The organism is Endozoicomonas sp. PH6C (assembly GCF_059322965.1).
The window spans coordinates 1,434,318-1,450,903 of record NZ_CP185342.1; the positions used below are offsets into that span (position 1 = coordinate 1,434,318).

Here is a 16,586-nt window from a genome sequence, read left to right on the forward strand (position 1 = left end):
CGGACAGTATCTCAGGGGACGGCATGCTAGCATGACGTCCCCTAAAGGTTAACATCGGAATGCCTGCCTGTGTATCGTTGCCTTGAAGAGTTTAACCGTCTGGAACAACCGTTTTCCGGGTTGTCATGACAAAAGCCGTGTTCTCGTAATAGTACGCAGCTTCATTGATAAAGATAGGGTATCCGGGTTCACCCTGATAGGGAGTCACTGTGCCATCCATATTCTGAAACATCGGCATGCCCGGCTTCAGCTCCTCAAAGTCCCCATCCTGCAGAGCACTGTGAACCATGGCAGATATTTGTCCGTCGTCGTCTCTGGGATAAAAAAAACGATCCCTGACGGTATAAACTTCGGTGCTTCCGGGCAAGATATTGTCCCGTTCGTTTTCTGGCGTTTGGGTGAAGTCGACCAGATGTTGGATCACTGATTCAGTGTCTGAAAACTGATCGTGTCGCAAAACGCCGTTGGGAAGAGGGCCGACCTCAATGGTCACTGCGTAGTCGGAAAGGCTATTCAGTGTTCGGCTGAATTGGTTATCACGGTCACTCAGAATGATTTTTACTTCCGGCATCTGTTGTTGCACATAGGATGCTGCTTTGAGGTTGAAAGCTGCCTGATCTTTGATAATCAGCGTCATTCCCATGTTGCTGGTGGTACTGTGCAGATCGATGATAAAACGGTCATTATTGGCTTTGGGGCCGAGCAGTTGATTGATTTCCCGGGCTCGGCGGTGTTCATAGACCGAATCATCATCGCCGTTGAGAATGTCATCCGTGAAGGAACGATTCAGATCGGCATCCATAAATCGTCTGACTGCTTTATAGGCTTCAACATTGGCCAGCAGATAATCTACTGGAATGACGCTCTGTTTGAAACTGCCGTCCTGTTCCAACTTCCTGATCAGGTTAGGCCCAATCAACTCGTTGCCATGGGTTCCGCCCACGATAGTGATTCTTTTAATCATAATCAGACCTTTGTTGCACCGACTAAAAGACTAACCCCGGCTTCAGGTTTGTACAACTTCCTGAGAAGTTAAGAGCCCACAGACCTCTTATGTTCTCAAGGACTGGCGGTCCAGCTACGACAGAGTTCAATTAATTCCCTGGTTCCCTGACTGATGTACTTTTGTCGGTGCATGATGAAATAGAATTGTCGGCTCAAATCTCTGTCAGGGATTAACAAAGGGATCAGACTGCCCCTTTTGAAAGCATCCTGAAGTGTAATTCTCGACAGGCAGCCAATCCCGAGACCGGCCTCGACAGCCCGCTTGATGGCTTCAGTGTGTTGCAACTCAATAACCACATTCAGGTTGGGCAGAATGCCGTGCATGGCTCGATCAAACGCCTGACGGGTACCCGAACCGGCTTCACGGAGAATCCAGCCCGCACTCAAAAGGTCCTGGTCTGTCAGTTGGGTTTTGTGTTCGAAGTCATGGCCCGGTGCGCAGAAGGCAACCAGCTCATCATCACACCAGGGAATGACATTCAGGTCATGGTGGTGTAACTCTCCTTCGATCAGTCCGATATCCAGATCAAAGTTAAGAACCTTCTCGGTAATGTTGGCGGTATTGGCCACCTGCAGATCAATATGGGTACCCGGTTTGTCTCTCATCATTCGGGCTACGATGTTGACGGCCAGATAATTGCCTATGGTCAGAGTAGCGCCGACCCGGATCTGTCCTGTCATAGTTTTACTGAAGAGTTTCTGCTCAAGCTGCCGGGCTTTTTCCAGAAGGGCTTCGGCGTCCGGTCGAACCTGCTGGCCGAGGTCATTCAGCTGAAGTCTTTTGCCAATGCGATCAAAGAGCTGAGTATTGAACTTTTGTTCCAGTTCTTTCAGTGCACTGCTGGCGGCAGACTGGGACATGACCAGAGCTTTGGCGGCGCGGCTAAGGTTCTGCTGGCGGGCAACCTCCAGGAAAACCTCCAGTTGTCGGAGAGTCAGTTTCATGAGCTAATCGATTTAATCGAATAATCTTATAAGAATTATCTATTTTGCCAATATCCTACCCCTGGCTGCTCTATTCCGGAAGAAAAAATAGTATGAAAAATTGAACTTTTGGCCAACTTTTCTCTCAAACGTTCGATTGTCATGAATTTTTTACGCTCCGGGTAAGAAACAATCACTCAGATAGCTCAGGTGCCAGCACTTGAAGCGACTGGTTGTCGGCCAAAGAATGTCTGCTATCAGTTGATATGATGGTTAGATATTGATCTAAAAACACAATAAGGGACTGACTAATGGATGTAAGTTCACACACCTTCTCAATGGCAAATTTGAAACAATTGATTCTGGAATCGAGAAGTTTCTGTGATGACAGTACAAGAAAAATCAACAATCTGACTGAAGGTAATTTTTCTCAAGAATGTGGCATTTGCTTTAAGGGCGTTTTTGGCTCTCACAACGTCATTGTTGCACACGTAGAATGGTATTTTTTTGAGTCAACCAACCCCAAACTCCATTTTTTTCATGGTTCCTGTTCCAGGGAATCGGAAGCAGCCCGGCAGAGTCTCTATTCCCGCGGAATATGCCCTGTCTGTCAGGATTACCTGGCCCCGAAATTAGAATTTTCATCGGTGGCTCATGCTGTAGTATCTGGCGAGATAGACCACGCCCTGGAACTTATGGAGCATGAAGGCCCGGGCTCGAAACACTCTTGGCAGGAAGCGAAGATGTCAGCCCTCCACATTGCAGCGATAAAGGGCGACCAAAATATAGCCAGACTACTGGCCGAGGATCCTGACACCGACGAAGATATTGAACCTGACGAAGGTATTGGTGTCGCCGAAGAACTTGACATCGGCGAAGATATTGATGTTCAAGACTCAAAGGGCAACACAGCACTACACTACGCAGTCAGTAATCATAATCTGGAGACGGTGAGAACATTACTGGACTTCAATGCTGGTATAAACATCCGCAACGAGTGTGGCCGTACACCTCTGCATCTGGCTGCGGAAAAGCCTGAATGTCCTGATTTGTTTACCCTTTTGATGGAGCATGGAGCCCGTTTCGATATTCCAGATGAAGACGGTCACAGGGCAATCCACATAGCTGTTGATGCTGACCATGAGATGGCACTTGAAACTCTGATTAAAAACAGAGCCGATGTAAATGCAACTGCTCACGATGGACGTACCGCCCTTCACTACGCAATGGTATTTGGTTTACATCAAAGTTACCCAAAAAAGAAAAACCATTTAGGCCTGGTCAGGATGCTGATCAATGCGGGGGCAAAAGTTGAGCTTCGCACCGGAAAAGGGTACACAGCTTTTGACGGAATCAAATATGTAGGAAATTCATCCGGCAGGGCGGAAATTATTAAACTGTTAATCTCGTCGGCTATTGATAGTTTTCCTGATATCAATGCACCGGCAGGTCATTCAGGTTACGACCCAGGTCGCAACCTTCTTGAATATGCACTCATTGCCAAGGACAAGGAAGCATTGCAACAACTCATTGACAGAGGCGCTCAAGTCACCGATAGCAACCGGGACAAAGTTGACTCGATTTTGAATGATCATAAGGATAAGTAACTGTTCATGATGCAGCAAAGTGTCAGGCAGAACCATCGACCGTCAGGATTGATAACAACCATGATTAATCTTATCGAGATCATTCAGCTTAAGTCTTTTGCCAATGCGATCAAAGCGCTGAGTGTTGAACTTTTGTTCCAGTTCTTTCAGTACACCGCTGGCGGCAGACTGGGACATTATCAGAGCTATGGCGGCGCGGCTGAGGTTCTGCTGGCGGGCAATCTTCAGAAAAAACTCCAGTTGTTGGAGAGTCAGTTTCATGAGCTAATCGAATAATCTTATAAGAATTATCTGTTTTGCCAATATCGTATCCCTGACTGGTATATTCCGGAAGAAAAAATAGTATGAATAATTGAACTTTTGGCTAACTTTTCTCTCAAACGTTCGATTGTGATGAATTTTTTACGCTCTGGGTAAGAAACCATCACTCAGATAGCTCAGGTGCCAGCACCTGAAGCAATTAGTTGTCGATCAAAGAATGTCTGCTATCAGTTGATATGATTGTTCGATATTAATCTAAAAACACAATAAGGATCTGATAATGGATATAAATTCTCATGCCTTCAATCTGGCAAACTTGAAACAATTGATTCTGGAATCGGATAGATTCTGTGAAAAAAGTACAAGAAAAATCAACAATTTGACTGAAGGTAATGTTTCTCAAGAATGTGGCATTTGCTTTAAGGGGGTTTTTGGCTCTCACAACGTCGTTGTTGCACACGCTCCACAAAATTTTTTTAAGTCAATCAACCTCCATCTTTTTCATGGTTCCTGCCACAGGGAATTTAAAGAAAACCAGCAGAGTCTCGATTCCCAAAAAATATGCCCTGTCTGTCAGGATTACCTGGCCCCGAAATTAGAATTTTCATCGGTGGCTCATGCTGTAGTATCTGGCGAGATAGACCAAGCCCTGGAACTTATGGAGCATGAAGGCCCGGGCTCGAAACACTCTTGGCAGGAAGCCAAGATGTCAGCCCTCCACATTGCAGCGATAAAGGGCGACCAAAATATAGCCAGACTACTGGCCGAGGATCCTGACACCGACGAAGATATTGAATCTGACGAAGGTATTGGTGTCGCCGAAGAACTTGACATCGGCGAAGATATTGATGTTCAAGACTCAAAGGGCAACACAGCACTACACTACGCAGTCAGCAATCATAACCTGGAGACGGTGAGAACATTACTGGACTTCAATGCTGGTATGAACATCCGCAACAAGGGTGGCCGTACACCTCTGCATCTGGCTGCCGAAAACCCTGAATGTCCTGATTTGTTTACCCTTTTGATGGAGCATGGAGCCCGTTTCGATATTCCAGATAACGACGGTAACAGGGCAATCCACATAGCTGTTGATGCTGACCATGAGTTGGCACTTGAAACTCTGATTAAAAACAGAGCCGATGTAAATGCAACTGCTCGCGATGGACGTACCGCCCTTCACTACGCATTGGTACTTGGTTTACATCAAGATTACCCTAAAAACAAAAACTTTTTAGGTCTGGTCAGGATGCTGATCAATGCGGGGGCAAAAGTTGAGCTTCGCACTGGACTAGGTTACACAGCTTTTGACGGAGTCGATTATGTAGGAAATTTATCCGACAGGGCGGAAATTATTAAAGTGTTACTCTCGTCTGCTATCAATGGCTTTGCTGATATTAATGCACCGGCAGGTTATTCAGAATACCACCCAGGTCACAACCTTCTTGAATATGCACTCATTGCCAAGGACAAGGAAGCATTGCAACAACTCATTGACAGAGGGGCTCAAGTCACCGACAGCAACCGAGACAAAGTTGACTCGATTTTGAATGATCATAAGGATAAGTAACTGTTCATGATGTAGCAAAGTGTCAGGCAGAACCATCGATCATCAGGAGTGATAACAACCCTGAGTAATCTTATCGAGATCATTCAGCTGAAGTCTTTTGCCAATGCGATCAAAGCGCTGACTATTGAACTTTTGTTTCAGTTCTTTCAGTACACCGCTGGCGGCAGACTGGGACATGATCAGAGCTTTGGCGGCGCCGCTAAGGCTCTGCTGGTGGGCAACTTCCAGGAAAATCTCCAGTTGTTGGAGAGTCAGTTTCATGGGGTAATCGATTTAATCGAATAATCTTATAAGAATTATCTGTTTCACAAATATCCTACCCCTGACTAAGATATCCCGGAAGAAAAAATAGTACGAATAAATGAACTTTCGGCTAGCAGCCTGTCGGACTTGAGCGTCCGTAGCGAGGATTGCGAGAAATTGAGGATAAAAATTTCTGATTCCGAGGAGAATAGCGAGCTATTTGACGAGGGAGCAGGAATTTTTAGACCAATTTATCGCAACCGCAGTAGGACAGTCTTAAGTCCGACAGGCTGCTAGTGACGCTTTCAAAAAATTCAGATATCTGTCCAAAAGGGCGGAATATATTAAATTCTTACTCTCGTCCGCTATCAATGACTTCGGTGATGTTAATGCACCGGTAGATTCTCGGGGTAGGAGCTTTCTTAAATACGCTCTCAAAACTCGGGACATCGGATCGCTGCGAAAACTCATTGACAGGGATGCTCGAGTCACAGGAAAAGATCGCGAGGGAGCTGACCGCCTTTTGAATTATTACAAAGATAAGTAACTTTTCAGGGTACAGCAAAGTGTCAGAAAGAAAAATCGACCATCAGGAGTGACACCTACTATGAGTAATCTTATCCGGGAGACAGTGACCAGTGTACATCACTGGAATGATACCCTGTTCAGCTTTACCACTACACGCAACCAGGGATTGAGGTTCAAGAACGGCCATTTCACCATGATCGGTCTGGAAATCGATAACAAACCTCTGCTGAGAGCCTATAGCATTGCCAGCGCCAACTATGAAGAAGAGATGGAGTTTTTCTCCATCAAGGTACAGGATGGCCCCCTGACCCAACACCTGCAGAAGCTGGAAGTGGGAGATGACATTCTGGTGGGCACCAAGCCTGTGGGGACTCTGGTAGCCGATCATCTGCTGCCCGGAAAGAATCTCTACCTACTCAGCACCGGAACGGGTCTGGCTCCTTTTATGAGCATCATCAAGGATTTTGAAATTTATGAGCAGTTCGACAATGTAATTCTGACTCACGGCGTTCGCTATGTTTCTGAACTGGCTTATCAGGAGCGGATTGAAAATGAACTGCCAGAAAATGAATACTTTGGTGAGATGGTTAAAAAACAGTTGAAGTATTACCCAACGGTTACCCGGGAACCTTTCCGCAACCAGGGGCGCCTGACGGACTTGATGGAAAGTGGCAAGCTGTTTGCCGACCTGAATCTTCCTGAGCCCGATCTGGAAAATGATCGCTTCATGCTGTGCGGCAGCCCTGCCATGTTGAAAGACCTTTGTCGTATTCTGGATGAGCGTGGCTTTAAGGAAGCCCGTGGTGGAAATCCGGGGCACTATGTTATTGAAAGGGCTTTTGTTGAGAAGTAATTCCTTTCTGAAAAGGCGGCTGTTGTGAAAGTCTTTTGCTTGACCAATAGAGCGTTAAGCTGGGTCAGTTTTACAGGCTACTTTTGCGATAGCCTGTTCTCGATCTGCTATCAGTTATTATGTATTAATGAAGGGAACACCGATTTTGGGGTAGGGGAATTACACTGGTTCGAATATATTTTGAGGTATGATAAATATCAGGATTTGAGACTCTCTCTCTATCTTCAATGAATTCTCCTTCGTCATTAAGAAACATATCTGTTTCATATAAATCATGCCATATATCACTCCCACGTGGACATCCATCATATAATGATTGAAGCTTGGTTGCTTCATCTGTAGTAAGACCTTGAGCTATTGCCACCATTATTGGAAGTAAATGATTGAATCTCGCTAAATGAGCCAATTCAAGAGTGTTGTTGTTTGCCCAGGTTACACGCTTACGCAATAACTCATCGGTATAAAAAGGTACTAAATCCAAAGCCAGTTCTTCATTGTTAGTTTTAATGGCCAGTACCAGAGGTGTATTGTTTCCAAATTGCCTTTCTAATGTCTTTTGATTTGGTGTGATTAATAACTCATGGTTTGTTTTCGTTAGATGATTGAATAGGGCTTTTGATAACTTTATATCTCTGGCTGCAATGGCTGCGGTAAATGGTGTGTTTTGAAAGGGTGACGAGTCAAACTCCATTAGGGCAGATTCAATCTCATCTCTCTCCAGAAGTAATGCAATGAACTCTTCCCGTTCTTTTGACTCTAAAAGGTGTTTTGCTTCGATTTTTGGAGTATTGGTAATATCAACAATAAGCTTAAATAATATATTTGGAGTGAAGCCAGTCCCTTTATATGCAAAAGGATCTCCACCACTTTTCAGTAGCTTTACTGCCCTGGCCCAGTTAACTTTCACTACTGAAAGTACTTCTATAAATTTCTGTGTGACTAAATTTTTTCCTCTTTCCAGTCTTAAAGTCTTTGACCTTTGGGCTTTATCAGGAATAGGTATATATTTGAATTTCAGAGGATAAGGGGATGCTCTTTTCATTGATCGAAAAGATCGCATTCTTAACTTTACAGTATTTCCTTTATGAATAGGGTTTTTCTTGTCAAAATACCAACTTCTGTACAATGGATCATCTGGATGAGGTGGAGTCATATTGTCAACTTTATATCGTAAAAAATTATCAATTTGTTTGATTTCTTACGTCTTATAAAGTTCCAAAAATATCTTTTTAGTTAGTGATTCTAACGTTAATCGCTGAGTAAAATATAACAGTCATTGACTTGTTTGCTTGCTTCAGAGGCCGTCGAAAAATGCAGATATGATATTAATAAGTGTCTCAAAATGCTCATTTACTCTCAGCTCAATATTTTTAATTTACATTGACTGGCTCCGACAGGCACAATTACTCGCACCTGCCTCACCTTCATCCTCATCATCATCGACCAGATAATCCAAGGCATTGGGGTTTATTGCAACCCACTCCGGCAAATGGTCAAGCAACTCCTGTAACAGTTTCAGCTCCTGCCCTGCACCAAACTCGCTTCGTCTGAAACCACCTTCCCGCAGAGCACTGAGTGCCATTAACATTGCCCCAATCGTATCCTGGTCTATGGTAAATTTTGCTACCTGCTGCAGCAATGAATTCTGGGATCTGTCACCGGTAAAAAGAAAATACAGGACGGCCGCTGCAGAACTGGGGGCCCAGGTTCCTCGAAGCTTTGTGTCACCAGTCTTTTTTCGGGATCTCTCTGCACCAGAACTGGAAGGCAGAAGGAGATTTAACTCAGCCATAACCTCCCCATGATCAAGCTTGCGAGCATGCGTGTTTTGCAGGATCTGTTGCTCAATAATCCTCAGGCATTTCAAAACTTCCGGGTCAGTTACCTGTCTATAGATGCGCTCTAAGGTGATTTCAGCCAGATACCTGTTCGCAGTTCTTGAATCACGATCTTCAATCATGACCCTCGCTGTAAGGGCGATAGCAACAGCAGCCTGCATGGCTTGCTCATGGTTATGACTGACCTGAACCGTTTGTCGAACGCGGCTGACAAAATCCTCGTCACTGATAAATGGATCATGATCAAGGATAGCAACAATCGTAGCAATTCCCATACAACCGCCATTACCAGAGGAGCCTTCTGTTTTCCCTGATCTTGTACGAAAACTCTGACCGGAAAGGTCGAGAACCTGATCCCTGGTTGTCAGAGTGCCATTTCTGAATCCCTGAAAGAAAGTTTTTAACAACCGAGAGTGAAAAGCACCGTATTCGCTTAACACCACATCCATCGAATCTTCCATATTTAAATGAAAACGCTGCTCTTTGGGAAATGCAAAAAAACACTGGCATTTAGCCAGCCTGACAGCATCAAATTGTGCGCCTTTTCCCTTTTTTTGATGTTGTTTTTTGGCATGATCAGCGCCTCGGTAATAATCCAAAAAGAACTTGTAAATTGCAGCCGCTTTGTGAGTGTCATCCGTAAATAGCTCACGCCTCCCTGCTCCATAGCCGTAACGAACGGTCCCCTTGCAATCCCCCAGGGCAGTACCAAGCAAAGCCAGCTCTGCATTGGTCGGGGTAGCAGCAAATGCAGGCATTATTAGCAGTAAGAAGACTGCAAAGCACATGCACTGAGCAATGAAAAATTGAAGATTAACTGTTTCATACCAACACTCTCGATCAGTTCGTCCCAGGTTAGTCATTAGATACATTCCTTATATTAATTCAAGTAAGGGAATAATAGCGGCTTTCTTAAATCTTGCTACCCAGAAGCCTGGGAGCAATGTCTGAACGTAGGGGACTGAAGCTGGTACGGACGTATTGGTCTGGTCAACAAGGGCTTTTACAAGCACGTTCCTTTAGGGGAGGGTAGTTGATTCACTGATATTTTTAACTGACTCATCGATTAACTCAATTGTATCTTTTAGTTCTTTGGATAAATTAAAATCTGCACACAGTTTAATAAAAGGCTCGTATCCACTAATTATTGTTCGTATTTGAATAAGTAGCATTTTTAATTCATTTTCTATCTCACTTCTGGCCTTCGTATCCAGTTCAGAAAAAGCTTTGTCGAGTGTGCAGCGATGAGTGATTGCAGTGGCTACAGATGCCAAAGAAACTTGCATTTCTATACTTATTCCAACTTGCTCTACGCCCTGCTCATTTTGAGAAAGTAAGACTCTGGTTGTCATGGGGCTGGGCTGATCACGACATGTTAACATGGAGTGCGACATTCTCAGATCCCCTATGGGATCCCTCAAACCTGAAGACCTGCAAATGTCTGCAAAAAAATCCACTTGTTCCAACCCTAGTTTTTGAGACTCTACGAGTATCTTGTCATGTAACTTCAAAAATTTCTCTGCAGCCGATAATATTGAAGCTTCTGAAACAGAGCTATTGCCTAATATGAAAAATAATAATAAATACAGTCTTTTTGTTGGAATCACAGCGTTAGTAGCTCTATTAGTTAGATAACAATGCAACATAATAGTCGTACCTTCACGCTTAGGAAAAAATAATAGCCGTTAAGTACCTAACCAGTTGGTTTCGCATATTCTGGACGGCGGCTTTTTCCATCCTTCTGCGTTCCAACTCTGGTTGCGTAGCTACGGCTACGCACCCGTCGTTGCGCCTTGAAGGATGAAAAAATCCTCTCGCCAGAATATGCGAAACCAACTGGCCAGGTACTTACTATACGAATTATTTTTGCAGATCGTGGTGTAGTCACATTATGAGTACAAGCGGGCGTCCGCGAGCTGATTTTCAGAGAACCAAAACCAATGTTGGTTTTCATGATACAAGTCAGTGGTCTCCTGATGCCGACAACAGCTGGCGGACTCACAATTACAGCAGGAGGCAAGTATTCCGCAAGCGCAATGGTGACTCAGCAAATAGACGTTTGAAGCAGGGCTACTGCTTTATTTTTTCTTTAACATTGTCGTACACACCTTCGAGTCCACCTCTTTTTCCTACTTCAAAGTCAAACCATGTTTTATCGGCAAAGCGGGGATAGTCCGCTTTCACATAGGCATAATCCGGTCCAACGAGCATTTCAAAATTCCGTGCGAGGCCGACGATCGCAACCAGAGTCAGTAAAATAATTGCCAGCAGCTTGAACATACTTCTTACCCCAACGAATCTGTTTCTTCGATATTAGCAGAATGATTCTTCCAGGCTCGGTGTACTGTTGAGAATTCTCTTAACAAAATTCAGGCCTCCCTCAACGGATGAAGGAGACCCAGGGCATTAGTTCTGTGAGCGATAAAATGCCAGTGCAGCGGCCGCTCCGTTTTCATCAGAACCCAGAACCGCCTGCAGGGCACCCAGACAGCACAGAACATGGGTCTGGTCGGCGCTGCAGCCCATCAGCCCAATCCGCCAGACCTTTCCAGCCAGATCACCAAGGCCTGCACCAATTTCCAGGTTGTACTTTGACAAGAGTTCACTTCTCACCCGGGCGTCGTCGATACCATCAGGAATCCTGACCGCATTCAGCTGGCTCAGACGTTCATTTTCAGGAACAACCAGTTCCAACCCCATGGCTTCAAGACCGGTTGCCAGGGCCTGATGATGAAGCTTGTGGCGGCGCCAGGCGTTTTCGATACCTTCTTCCTGCAAAATAACCAGAGCTTCGTGGAGGGCATACATGGCGTTGACAGGCGCAGTATGGTGATAAGCCCTTTTGGCCCCCTTACCCCAGTATCCCATGATCAGATTCATGTCCAGGAACCAGCTCTGGACTTTGTGCTTGCGGCTGGCAATTTTCTCCACAGCTTTTTCGCTGAAGCTCACCGGAGATATACCTGGCACACAGGAGAGACATTTCTGTGTGCCCGAGTAGATAGCATCGATACCCCAGGCATCTACTTCCAGCTCAGATCCACCCAGTGACGTGACCGCATCAACGATGGTAAGGCAGTTATGCTCTTTGGCCAGACGACAGAGTGTTTCTGCATCAGAGCAGGCACCGGTAGAGGTTTCTGCATGAACGAAGGCCAGAATTTTGCTGTCCGAGTGAGCCTGAAGCGTTTTTTCAACTTCAGCCACATCAACAGCACGACCCCATTCACCCTGAACAATAACGGGTTCGCCACCTGCCCGCTCGACGTTTTCTTTCATACGGCCACCAAAGACGCCGTTAATGCATACCACTACCTTGTCGCCTGGTTCGATCAGGTTGACAAAACAGGCTTCCATACCGGCAGAGCCGGGTGCGGAGATGGGCAGTGTCAGGGCATTGCGGGTCCTGAAGGCGTACTGAAGCAGCTCCTTGACCTCATCCATCATACGGACAAACTCAGGATCAAGATGACCTATAGTGGGTCGGGACAGAGCCTCTGTAATTCGAGGGTATACATCTGAAGGGCCCGGGCCCATCAGTGTTCGTTTGGGCGGATGAAATGATTGAATGGTCATGTCTTGTTCTGCTGTTGTTGACCTTTTGGTCAGGTTTATGACAAAGGGGTGTGTATGTAATACACATTTTATCAGTAACTATCAATGTTCAATTTTTTTTGAGCACTGTATACACTTTTCGGCAAACCTTTGCCAGAAATATGGAGTGGCCATGAAGCCAGAACGCTATGATGTCATCTTTGAACGTGCCTGTGAACGCAAGGGGGGAGAAGCAGCCGTTGAATCCTTGCTGGTAAAACCCCTTTCCAATGACCAATTAAGAAGTATTCCGGACGACCGCTATCTTGCGGAACTTACCCGCAAGGTTTTTCAGAGTGGATTTGTCTGGAGAGTTGTGGATCAGAAATGGCCTGACTTTGAGGAGGTATTCTGGGGTTTTGATATTGACAAGTTGCTGATGATGCCTGACGACATGCTGGAGCGAAAAGCAACTGACCCTAAAATTATTCGTCATCTCAAGAAGGTCTGGAGCATCCGGGAAAATGCCCTGATGATCCATGATGTACGACAGAGAGAAGGTAGCTTTGCACAGTTTGTCGCGCTCTGGCCTGAAGATAATATCATTGGGCTTTGGGCCTATCTGAAAAAACATGGCAGTCGTCTGGGCGGCAATACCGGCCCCTATGCCCTGAGGGCATTGGGCAAAGATACCTTTCTGATGACACGGGATGTTGAAGGCTATTTTCGTGCTATGAAAGTCATTGAAGGCAGTGCAACCAGTCAGAAAAGCCAGAAAGCCATCCAGTTATTCTTCAATCAGCTCAGGGAGACCAGTGGTCGATCGTTGGCCGAACTTAGCAGAATATTGGCTTTTGGTGTCGGTGATAACCATGTTCAGGCGTTGGCTGACATGGCACACTGAATAAAATTTATTGGTCAGCAAAGTATCACGATTGGCCGTCCTTCATCGGAGTCACAGCCTGCCCTACCTGCCCTGAGAATAAGTCAGATCAAAATGGCACCGCCATGCTAAGCGGGTATACATCAGTAGGCAAGTTTCTGAAGAAATAATGTTTTTCAGGGTCCTTCTGACTTCTCAAATCAGAACGCTAAATATCACCCAGCATATTTTTGAGATGAAAGCGTCCGATGTCCAGCTCCGGTGTCCAGAAGTCTACTTCGTGCAGGTATTCCATCTTGGCGCTTAGCTTTTCCAGTTCGGGTTTGATTGCTCTTGAACGAAACAGAGGGTCATTTACCTGTCGGACAATACAATCAGCATAGGCCTGGTAGGTCTCTGACTTGTCTTCTTCAGGGAGTCTCAGGGCCTGCTCCAGGTCACGATAAGTTCCGATAAAATCACCATCAAGGAGTTTTTCTTTGGCTTGTTCACGGAAATAGGCCGTGGTCACTGGAATGGCAAACATAGCCAGATCTTTTGACCAGATGTGCTTCAGCCTGAGAGCTTCAAGCTGACGAATGATGTTTTTAAGCGGAACCTGATTTTCAAGTTCATGGTTCAGCAGGCCCAGCCAGGAGCTTATTTGAATTTCATCAATGGTCTCGGTAAATTCATGGGGGGCATCTCCCAGGGCATTGAAACGCTCTATGGCCCTGATAGCAGCAACAAAACTTCCGTTACCATAATGAATCATCACCGCAATAAAAGCGGCTTTGCCAGCAATCTTTAGCTTCTTTTTCCCTTTGGGCTCCTCACTCCAGCGAATGAGAGAGTCCTGAATGGCCGGATTATTGGCGCGAATATAATCCAACTCCTGATTAATTTGTTCGGGCGAGTATTCATTGACCAGCATGAAACAGAAAAGAGATTCCAGCAGCTTGATCTGATTCTGGGCAACGGCATCCTTGAGTTTCTGACTCAGCTCGGCCCGAGTCATTTTTTCTGATAGACCCGGGTAAGGGCTGTTGCTCTCTTCTGGCATAACGTTTTCAATGGGTTCAGCTGCTTTATTCATGGTTCCTTCCGGTCTGTCACACCTTAAAAAACACTCTGTTTTGCAGGCGATGTGGCTTATATCGGCCATATTTCCGGTATCTGAGAGCAGCTTGTCAGTTTATGCCTCTTGATTCAGTGATTTATACCCATCGTGCTTTCTAACTTCTGTGTAATGCATATACATCGCCGTATTCCCATAAACCCGGAAAAATCAACTGATGAATGGGTAAATTGTTGATTTACTTCACCCAGAGCCGATAAATCGGTCATTATTGTGACTCAGGAATAGCGATGAAAACAGGACCACGCCTGCCGAATGATCAGGTTCAATCTGATCAGATGCCCCGGCAACAGGACTTGGATTCAGGGCGTTTTAAGCACTGGTTAGTCAAAAGTACGGTCGGTCAAACTTTTCTGCATACGCTGTCTTTAGCAATCACTCAATCCACAACTTTGCTCAGTCGGGTAACGCAAATTATATTATTGCCTTTGCTCCACCTGATTGGTCATGGAGAGCTTCTGTCAACCAGAGTGCAGAAAATTGAGCAATCGAAATCAGAGCCGCAGCAAAGATTACCGTTTTTGGTCATGAATCTGATGTCACTATCAACCCGGTTTGATGGTGAAGATAAGGCAAGACTTTATGATTTCAGTGACGGCTGTTGCTGTGGTCTTGCCTCAAGCTACGTACTATACGAGCAGATGGGGTGTGCAGAGGAATATGATGAACTTTTGAGCACTGTAAGCCAGGACCCGGCACTGGGCTGGGTATTCTGGAATAACCACTATGATCATCTGGCAGATGCTATTCTGGGTGCCCAGCAGATGTTTAAAGCCGATCCTGCCACGCAGGATCATCAGGCGCTCTTTTTATTAAAACTGCGGCCTTTTTGTGAATCGTTACTGGCTTTTCAGGCACCGGCAACCACGACGTTGCAGGAAGAAGTGCCTGTGCAAAATACAGAGAAGACTGCACAATGGATTGTCTCAGCGGCTGATGGCAGTACTCCAGTATTACATTCAACTCCCTGGTACCCCATTGGGCTTACCCAATCCGGGTTGCGCTTATTATTAAACAAGATCGCAGAAACGATTCCGGAAGGCCGGGGAAGCCGTCTTTTTCATCTCCAAACCGGCAAGCATATCCTATCTCTGAAGTTGACTCCCGAAGGATTTGAAATCAGGGATCAAAATATTGGTAACTATAAGGAGTTATTTAAAAAGGAACTGGACTTCTTCGCCGCTAGATGGCTAGCCGACTCTTTAAACACCAGTCAAATCTTGTCATCCGGCTTAGCGATTCCAAACGAGTCAAAAGATACCGTATTTGCCATCAAGGAATTCACAAACGTTTCATCAGCCAGCAGCAACTCAGGACACAGGCGTCTTGAAATCCTGTTAGCGGAAATTCCGGAATCCAGGCTTTTACCCATAAATCATCATAACCCTCATAATTTCAATCAGCTGCTATTGGCTGTTACATTTGGAACCAGTGAAGTGGCTGAAACAGCAATGGTTAAAGCCACAGAGGTCGCAGACATAGAACCAGGCTTTTTCAATCAGCAAGATCATTTTGGCCAGACTGCCCTGGCCTTGGCTACAGTCGAGAATTATACAAATGTCGTGGATAAGTTGTTAGATCAACCGGGGATTCGTACTAATCTACCCAGACAAGATGGTGCAATACCATTACACATTGCCTGTTATTGTGGTCACGCCGAAATAGTGGAAAAGTTACTCGTCAGACCTGATGTCCAAATAAATCACAAAACGAATGAGGGCGAAACCCCGATACAGATGGCGATCAAAGCCGGGCATATTGAAATCGTTAAACGTCTTCTTGAAGAAGGTGCTGATATTGAAACATCTTCAGAAGCCTTAGCCCCTGAGGCATGTCGTGGTGAAGTCAGGGAGCTGATAGAGACAGAGCTTAAGAAGCGGTAGCCAGTTTTCCTAAAGCCTGATACCACTCATCATTGTTGTTTTCCATTTCCAAAATATCCACAGCATTTTGCATTTCAGGCCACAGATCTACAGATGTAACCAGAGCAATAGCCAACCGCTTGGTCGTATAGGGTATCCGTTCGTTCACAAAAGCGGATAGGCGCTTTCTGGAAACATTCACGACCTGCCGTTTTTGTCTCCAGCTTATGAAAATTCGCCACCTCACTTGTTCCCATGAACTTTTTCTTTGTAAGTCTGTCGAAGCCCTTATGTGCTTGACCAAGAATAGCGCCCGTCCTCACTGAGGGGGCTAAAGAACCGCTATTCTCGGTCAGGCTCC

Annotated in this window: 16 protein-coding genes; 6 read left to right on the forward strand and 10 right to left on the reverse strand. The window is 45.5% G+C overall.

Going from position 1 to position 16,586, the window contains the following annotated elements:
• Positions 1-91: 91 nt before the first annotated feature.
• Positions 92-964 carry an aspartoacylase gene (locus ACOMG9_RS05645; RefSeq protein ID WP_494529921.1) on the reverse strand — a complete coding sequence of 291 codons (873 nt, stop codon included), beginning with the start codon at positions 962-964 and terminating at the stop codon, positions 92-94.
• 95 nt (positions 965-1,059) lie between these two features.
• A complete protein-coding gene (locus ACOMG9_RS05650; RefSeq protein ID WP_448216124.1) occupies positions 1,060-1,950 on the reverse strand; it encodes a LysR family transcriptional regulator in 891 nt (296 codons plus the stop codon).
• Between the two features lie 290 nt (positions 1,951-2,240).
• On the opposite strand from ACOMG9_RS05650, the gene ACOMG9_RS05655 reads away from it, so the two are divergent.
• The 3 genes from ACOMG9_RS05655 (at position 2,241) to ACOMG9_RS05665 (ending at position 5,367) form a co-directional block, all read left to right on the forward strand.
• Complete coding sequence (locus tag ACOMG9_RS05655; protein WP_494529922.1) at positions 2,241-3,536, forward strand: ankyrin repeat domain-containing protein; 1,296 nt, start codon at positions 2,241-2,243, stop codon at positions 3,534-3,536.
• A gap of 6 nt (positions 3,537-3,542) precedes the next feature.
• Positions 3,543-3,812: a hypothetical protein gene (locus ACOMG9_RS05660; protein WP_494529923.1), complete on the forward strand. Its 270-nt coding sequence runs from the start codon at positions 3,543-3,545 to the stop codon at positions 3,810-3,812.
• Between the two features lie 265 nt (positions 3,813-4,077).
• A complete protein-coding gene (locus tag ACOMG9_RS05665; RefSeq protein ID WP_494529924.1) occupies positions 4,078-5,367 on the forward strand; it encodes an ankyrin repeat domain-containing protein in 1,290 nt (429 codons plus the stop codon).
• 42 nt (positions 5,368-5,409) lie between these two features.
• Here the strand turns inward: ACOMG9_RS05665 and ACOMG9_RS05670 are convergent, their stop codons facing one another.
• Positions 5,410-5,628: a LysR family transcriptional regulator gene (locus ACOMG9_RS05670; protein WP_448216128.1), complete on the reverse strand. Its 219-nt coding sequence runs from the start codon at positions 5,626-5,628 to the stop codon at positions 5,410-5,412.
• A gap of 589 nt (positions 5,629-6,217) precedes the next feature.
• Between ACOMG9_RS05670 and ACOMG9_RS05675 the strand changes: the two genes are divergently transcribed.
• Entirely contained in the window at positions 6,218-6,991 is a 774-nt protein-coding gene (locus ACOMG9_RS05675; RefSeq protein WP_494529925.1) for a ferredoxin--NADP reductase, read from the forward strand.
• A gap of 124 nt (positions 6,992-7,115) precedes the next feature.
• Here ACOMG9_RS05675 and ACOMG9_RS05680 read toward each other — a convergent pair whose 3' ends face one another.
• From ACOMG9_RS05680 to ACOMG9_RS05700, 5 genes are all read right to left on the reverse strand, one after another.
• Complete coding sequence (locus ACOMG9_RS05680; protein ID WP_448216130.1) at positions 7,116-8,144, reverse strand: hypothetical protein; 1,029 nt, start codon at positions 8,142-8,144, stop codon at positions 7,116-7,118.
• Positions 8,145-8,366: 222 nt separating this feature from the next.
• Complete coding sequence (locus tag ACOMG9_RS05685) at positions 8,367-9,587, reverse strand: ADP-ribosylglycohydrolase family protein (RefSeq protein ID WP_494529926.1); 1,221 nt, start codon at positions 9,585-9,587, stop codon at positions 8,367-8,369.
• Between the two features lie 261 nt (positions 9,588-9,848).
• On the reverse strand, positions 9,849-10,475 hold the full coding sequence (locus ACOMG9_RS05690) for a hypothetical protein (protein WP_448216132.1): 627 nt from the start codon (positions 10,473-10,475) through the stop codon (positions 9,849-9,851).
• A 424-nt stretch (positions 10,476-10,899) separates the two neighbouring features.
• Positions 10,900-11,109, reverse strand: a complete 210-nt coding sequence (locus ACOMG9_RS05695; RefSeq protein WP_448216133.1) for a hypothetical protein — start codon at positions 11,107-11,109, stop codon at positions 10,900-10,902.
• Between the two features lie 126 nt (positions 11,110-11,235).
• Complete coding sequence (locus tag ACOMG9_RS05700) at positions 11,236-12,405, reverse strand: pyridoxal-phosphate-dependent aminotransferase family protein (RefSeq protein ID WP_422132733.1); 1,170 nt, start codon at positions 12,403-12,405, stop codon at positions 11,236-11,238.
• 151 nt (positions 12,406-12,556) lie between these two features.
• Here ACOMG9_RS05700 and ACOMG9_RS05705 point away from each other — a divergent pair, with 151 nt between their 5' ends.
• A complete protein-coding gene (locus ACOMG9_RS05705; RefSeq protein WP_422132734.1) occupies positions 12,557-13,267 on the forward strand; it encodes a DNA-3-methyladenine glycosylase I in 711 nt (236 codons plus the stop codon).
• Between the two features lie 187 nt (positions 13,268-13,454).
• Here ACOMG9_RS05705 and ACOMG9_RS05710 read toward each other — a convergent pair whose 3' ends face one another.
• Complete coding sequence (locus tag ACOMG9_RS05710) at positions 13,455-14,321, reverse strand: hypothetical protein (protein WP_494529927.1); 867 nt, start codon at positions 14,319-14,321, stop codon at positions 13,455-13,457.
• A gap of 272 nt (positions 14,322-14,593) precedes the next feature.
• Here ACOMG9_RS05710 and ACOMG9_RS05715 point away from each other — a divergent pair, with 272 nt between their 5' ends.
• A complete protein-coding gene (locus ACOMG9_RS05715) occupies positions 14,594-16,246 on the forward strand; it encodes an ankyrin repeat domain-containing protein (protein ID WP_494529928.1) in 1,653 nt (550 codons plus the stop codon).
• Here the strand turns inward: ACOMG9_RS05715 and ACOMG9_RS05720 are convergent.
• Positions 16,233-16,394 (reverse strand): hypothetical protein, encoded by a 162-nt coding sequence (locus tag ACOMG9_RS05720; protein ID WP_448216138.1) that lies wholly within the window; start codon positions 16,392-16,394, stop codon positions 16,233-16,235. The genes ACOMG9_RS05715 and ACOMG9_RS05720 overlap by 14 nt on opposite strands.
• Positions 16,395-16,586: the final 192 nt, after the last annotated feature.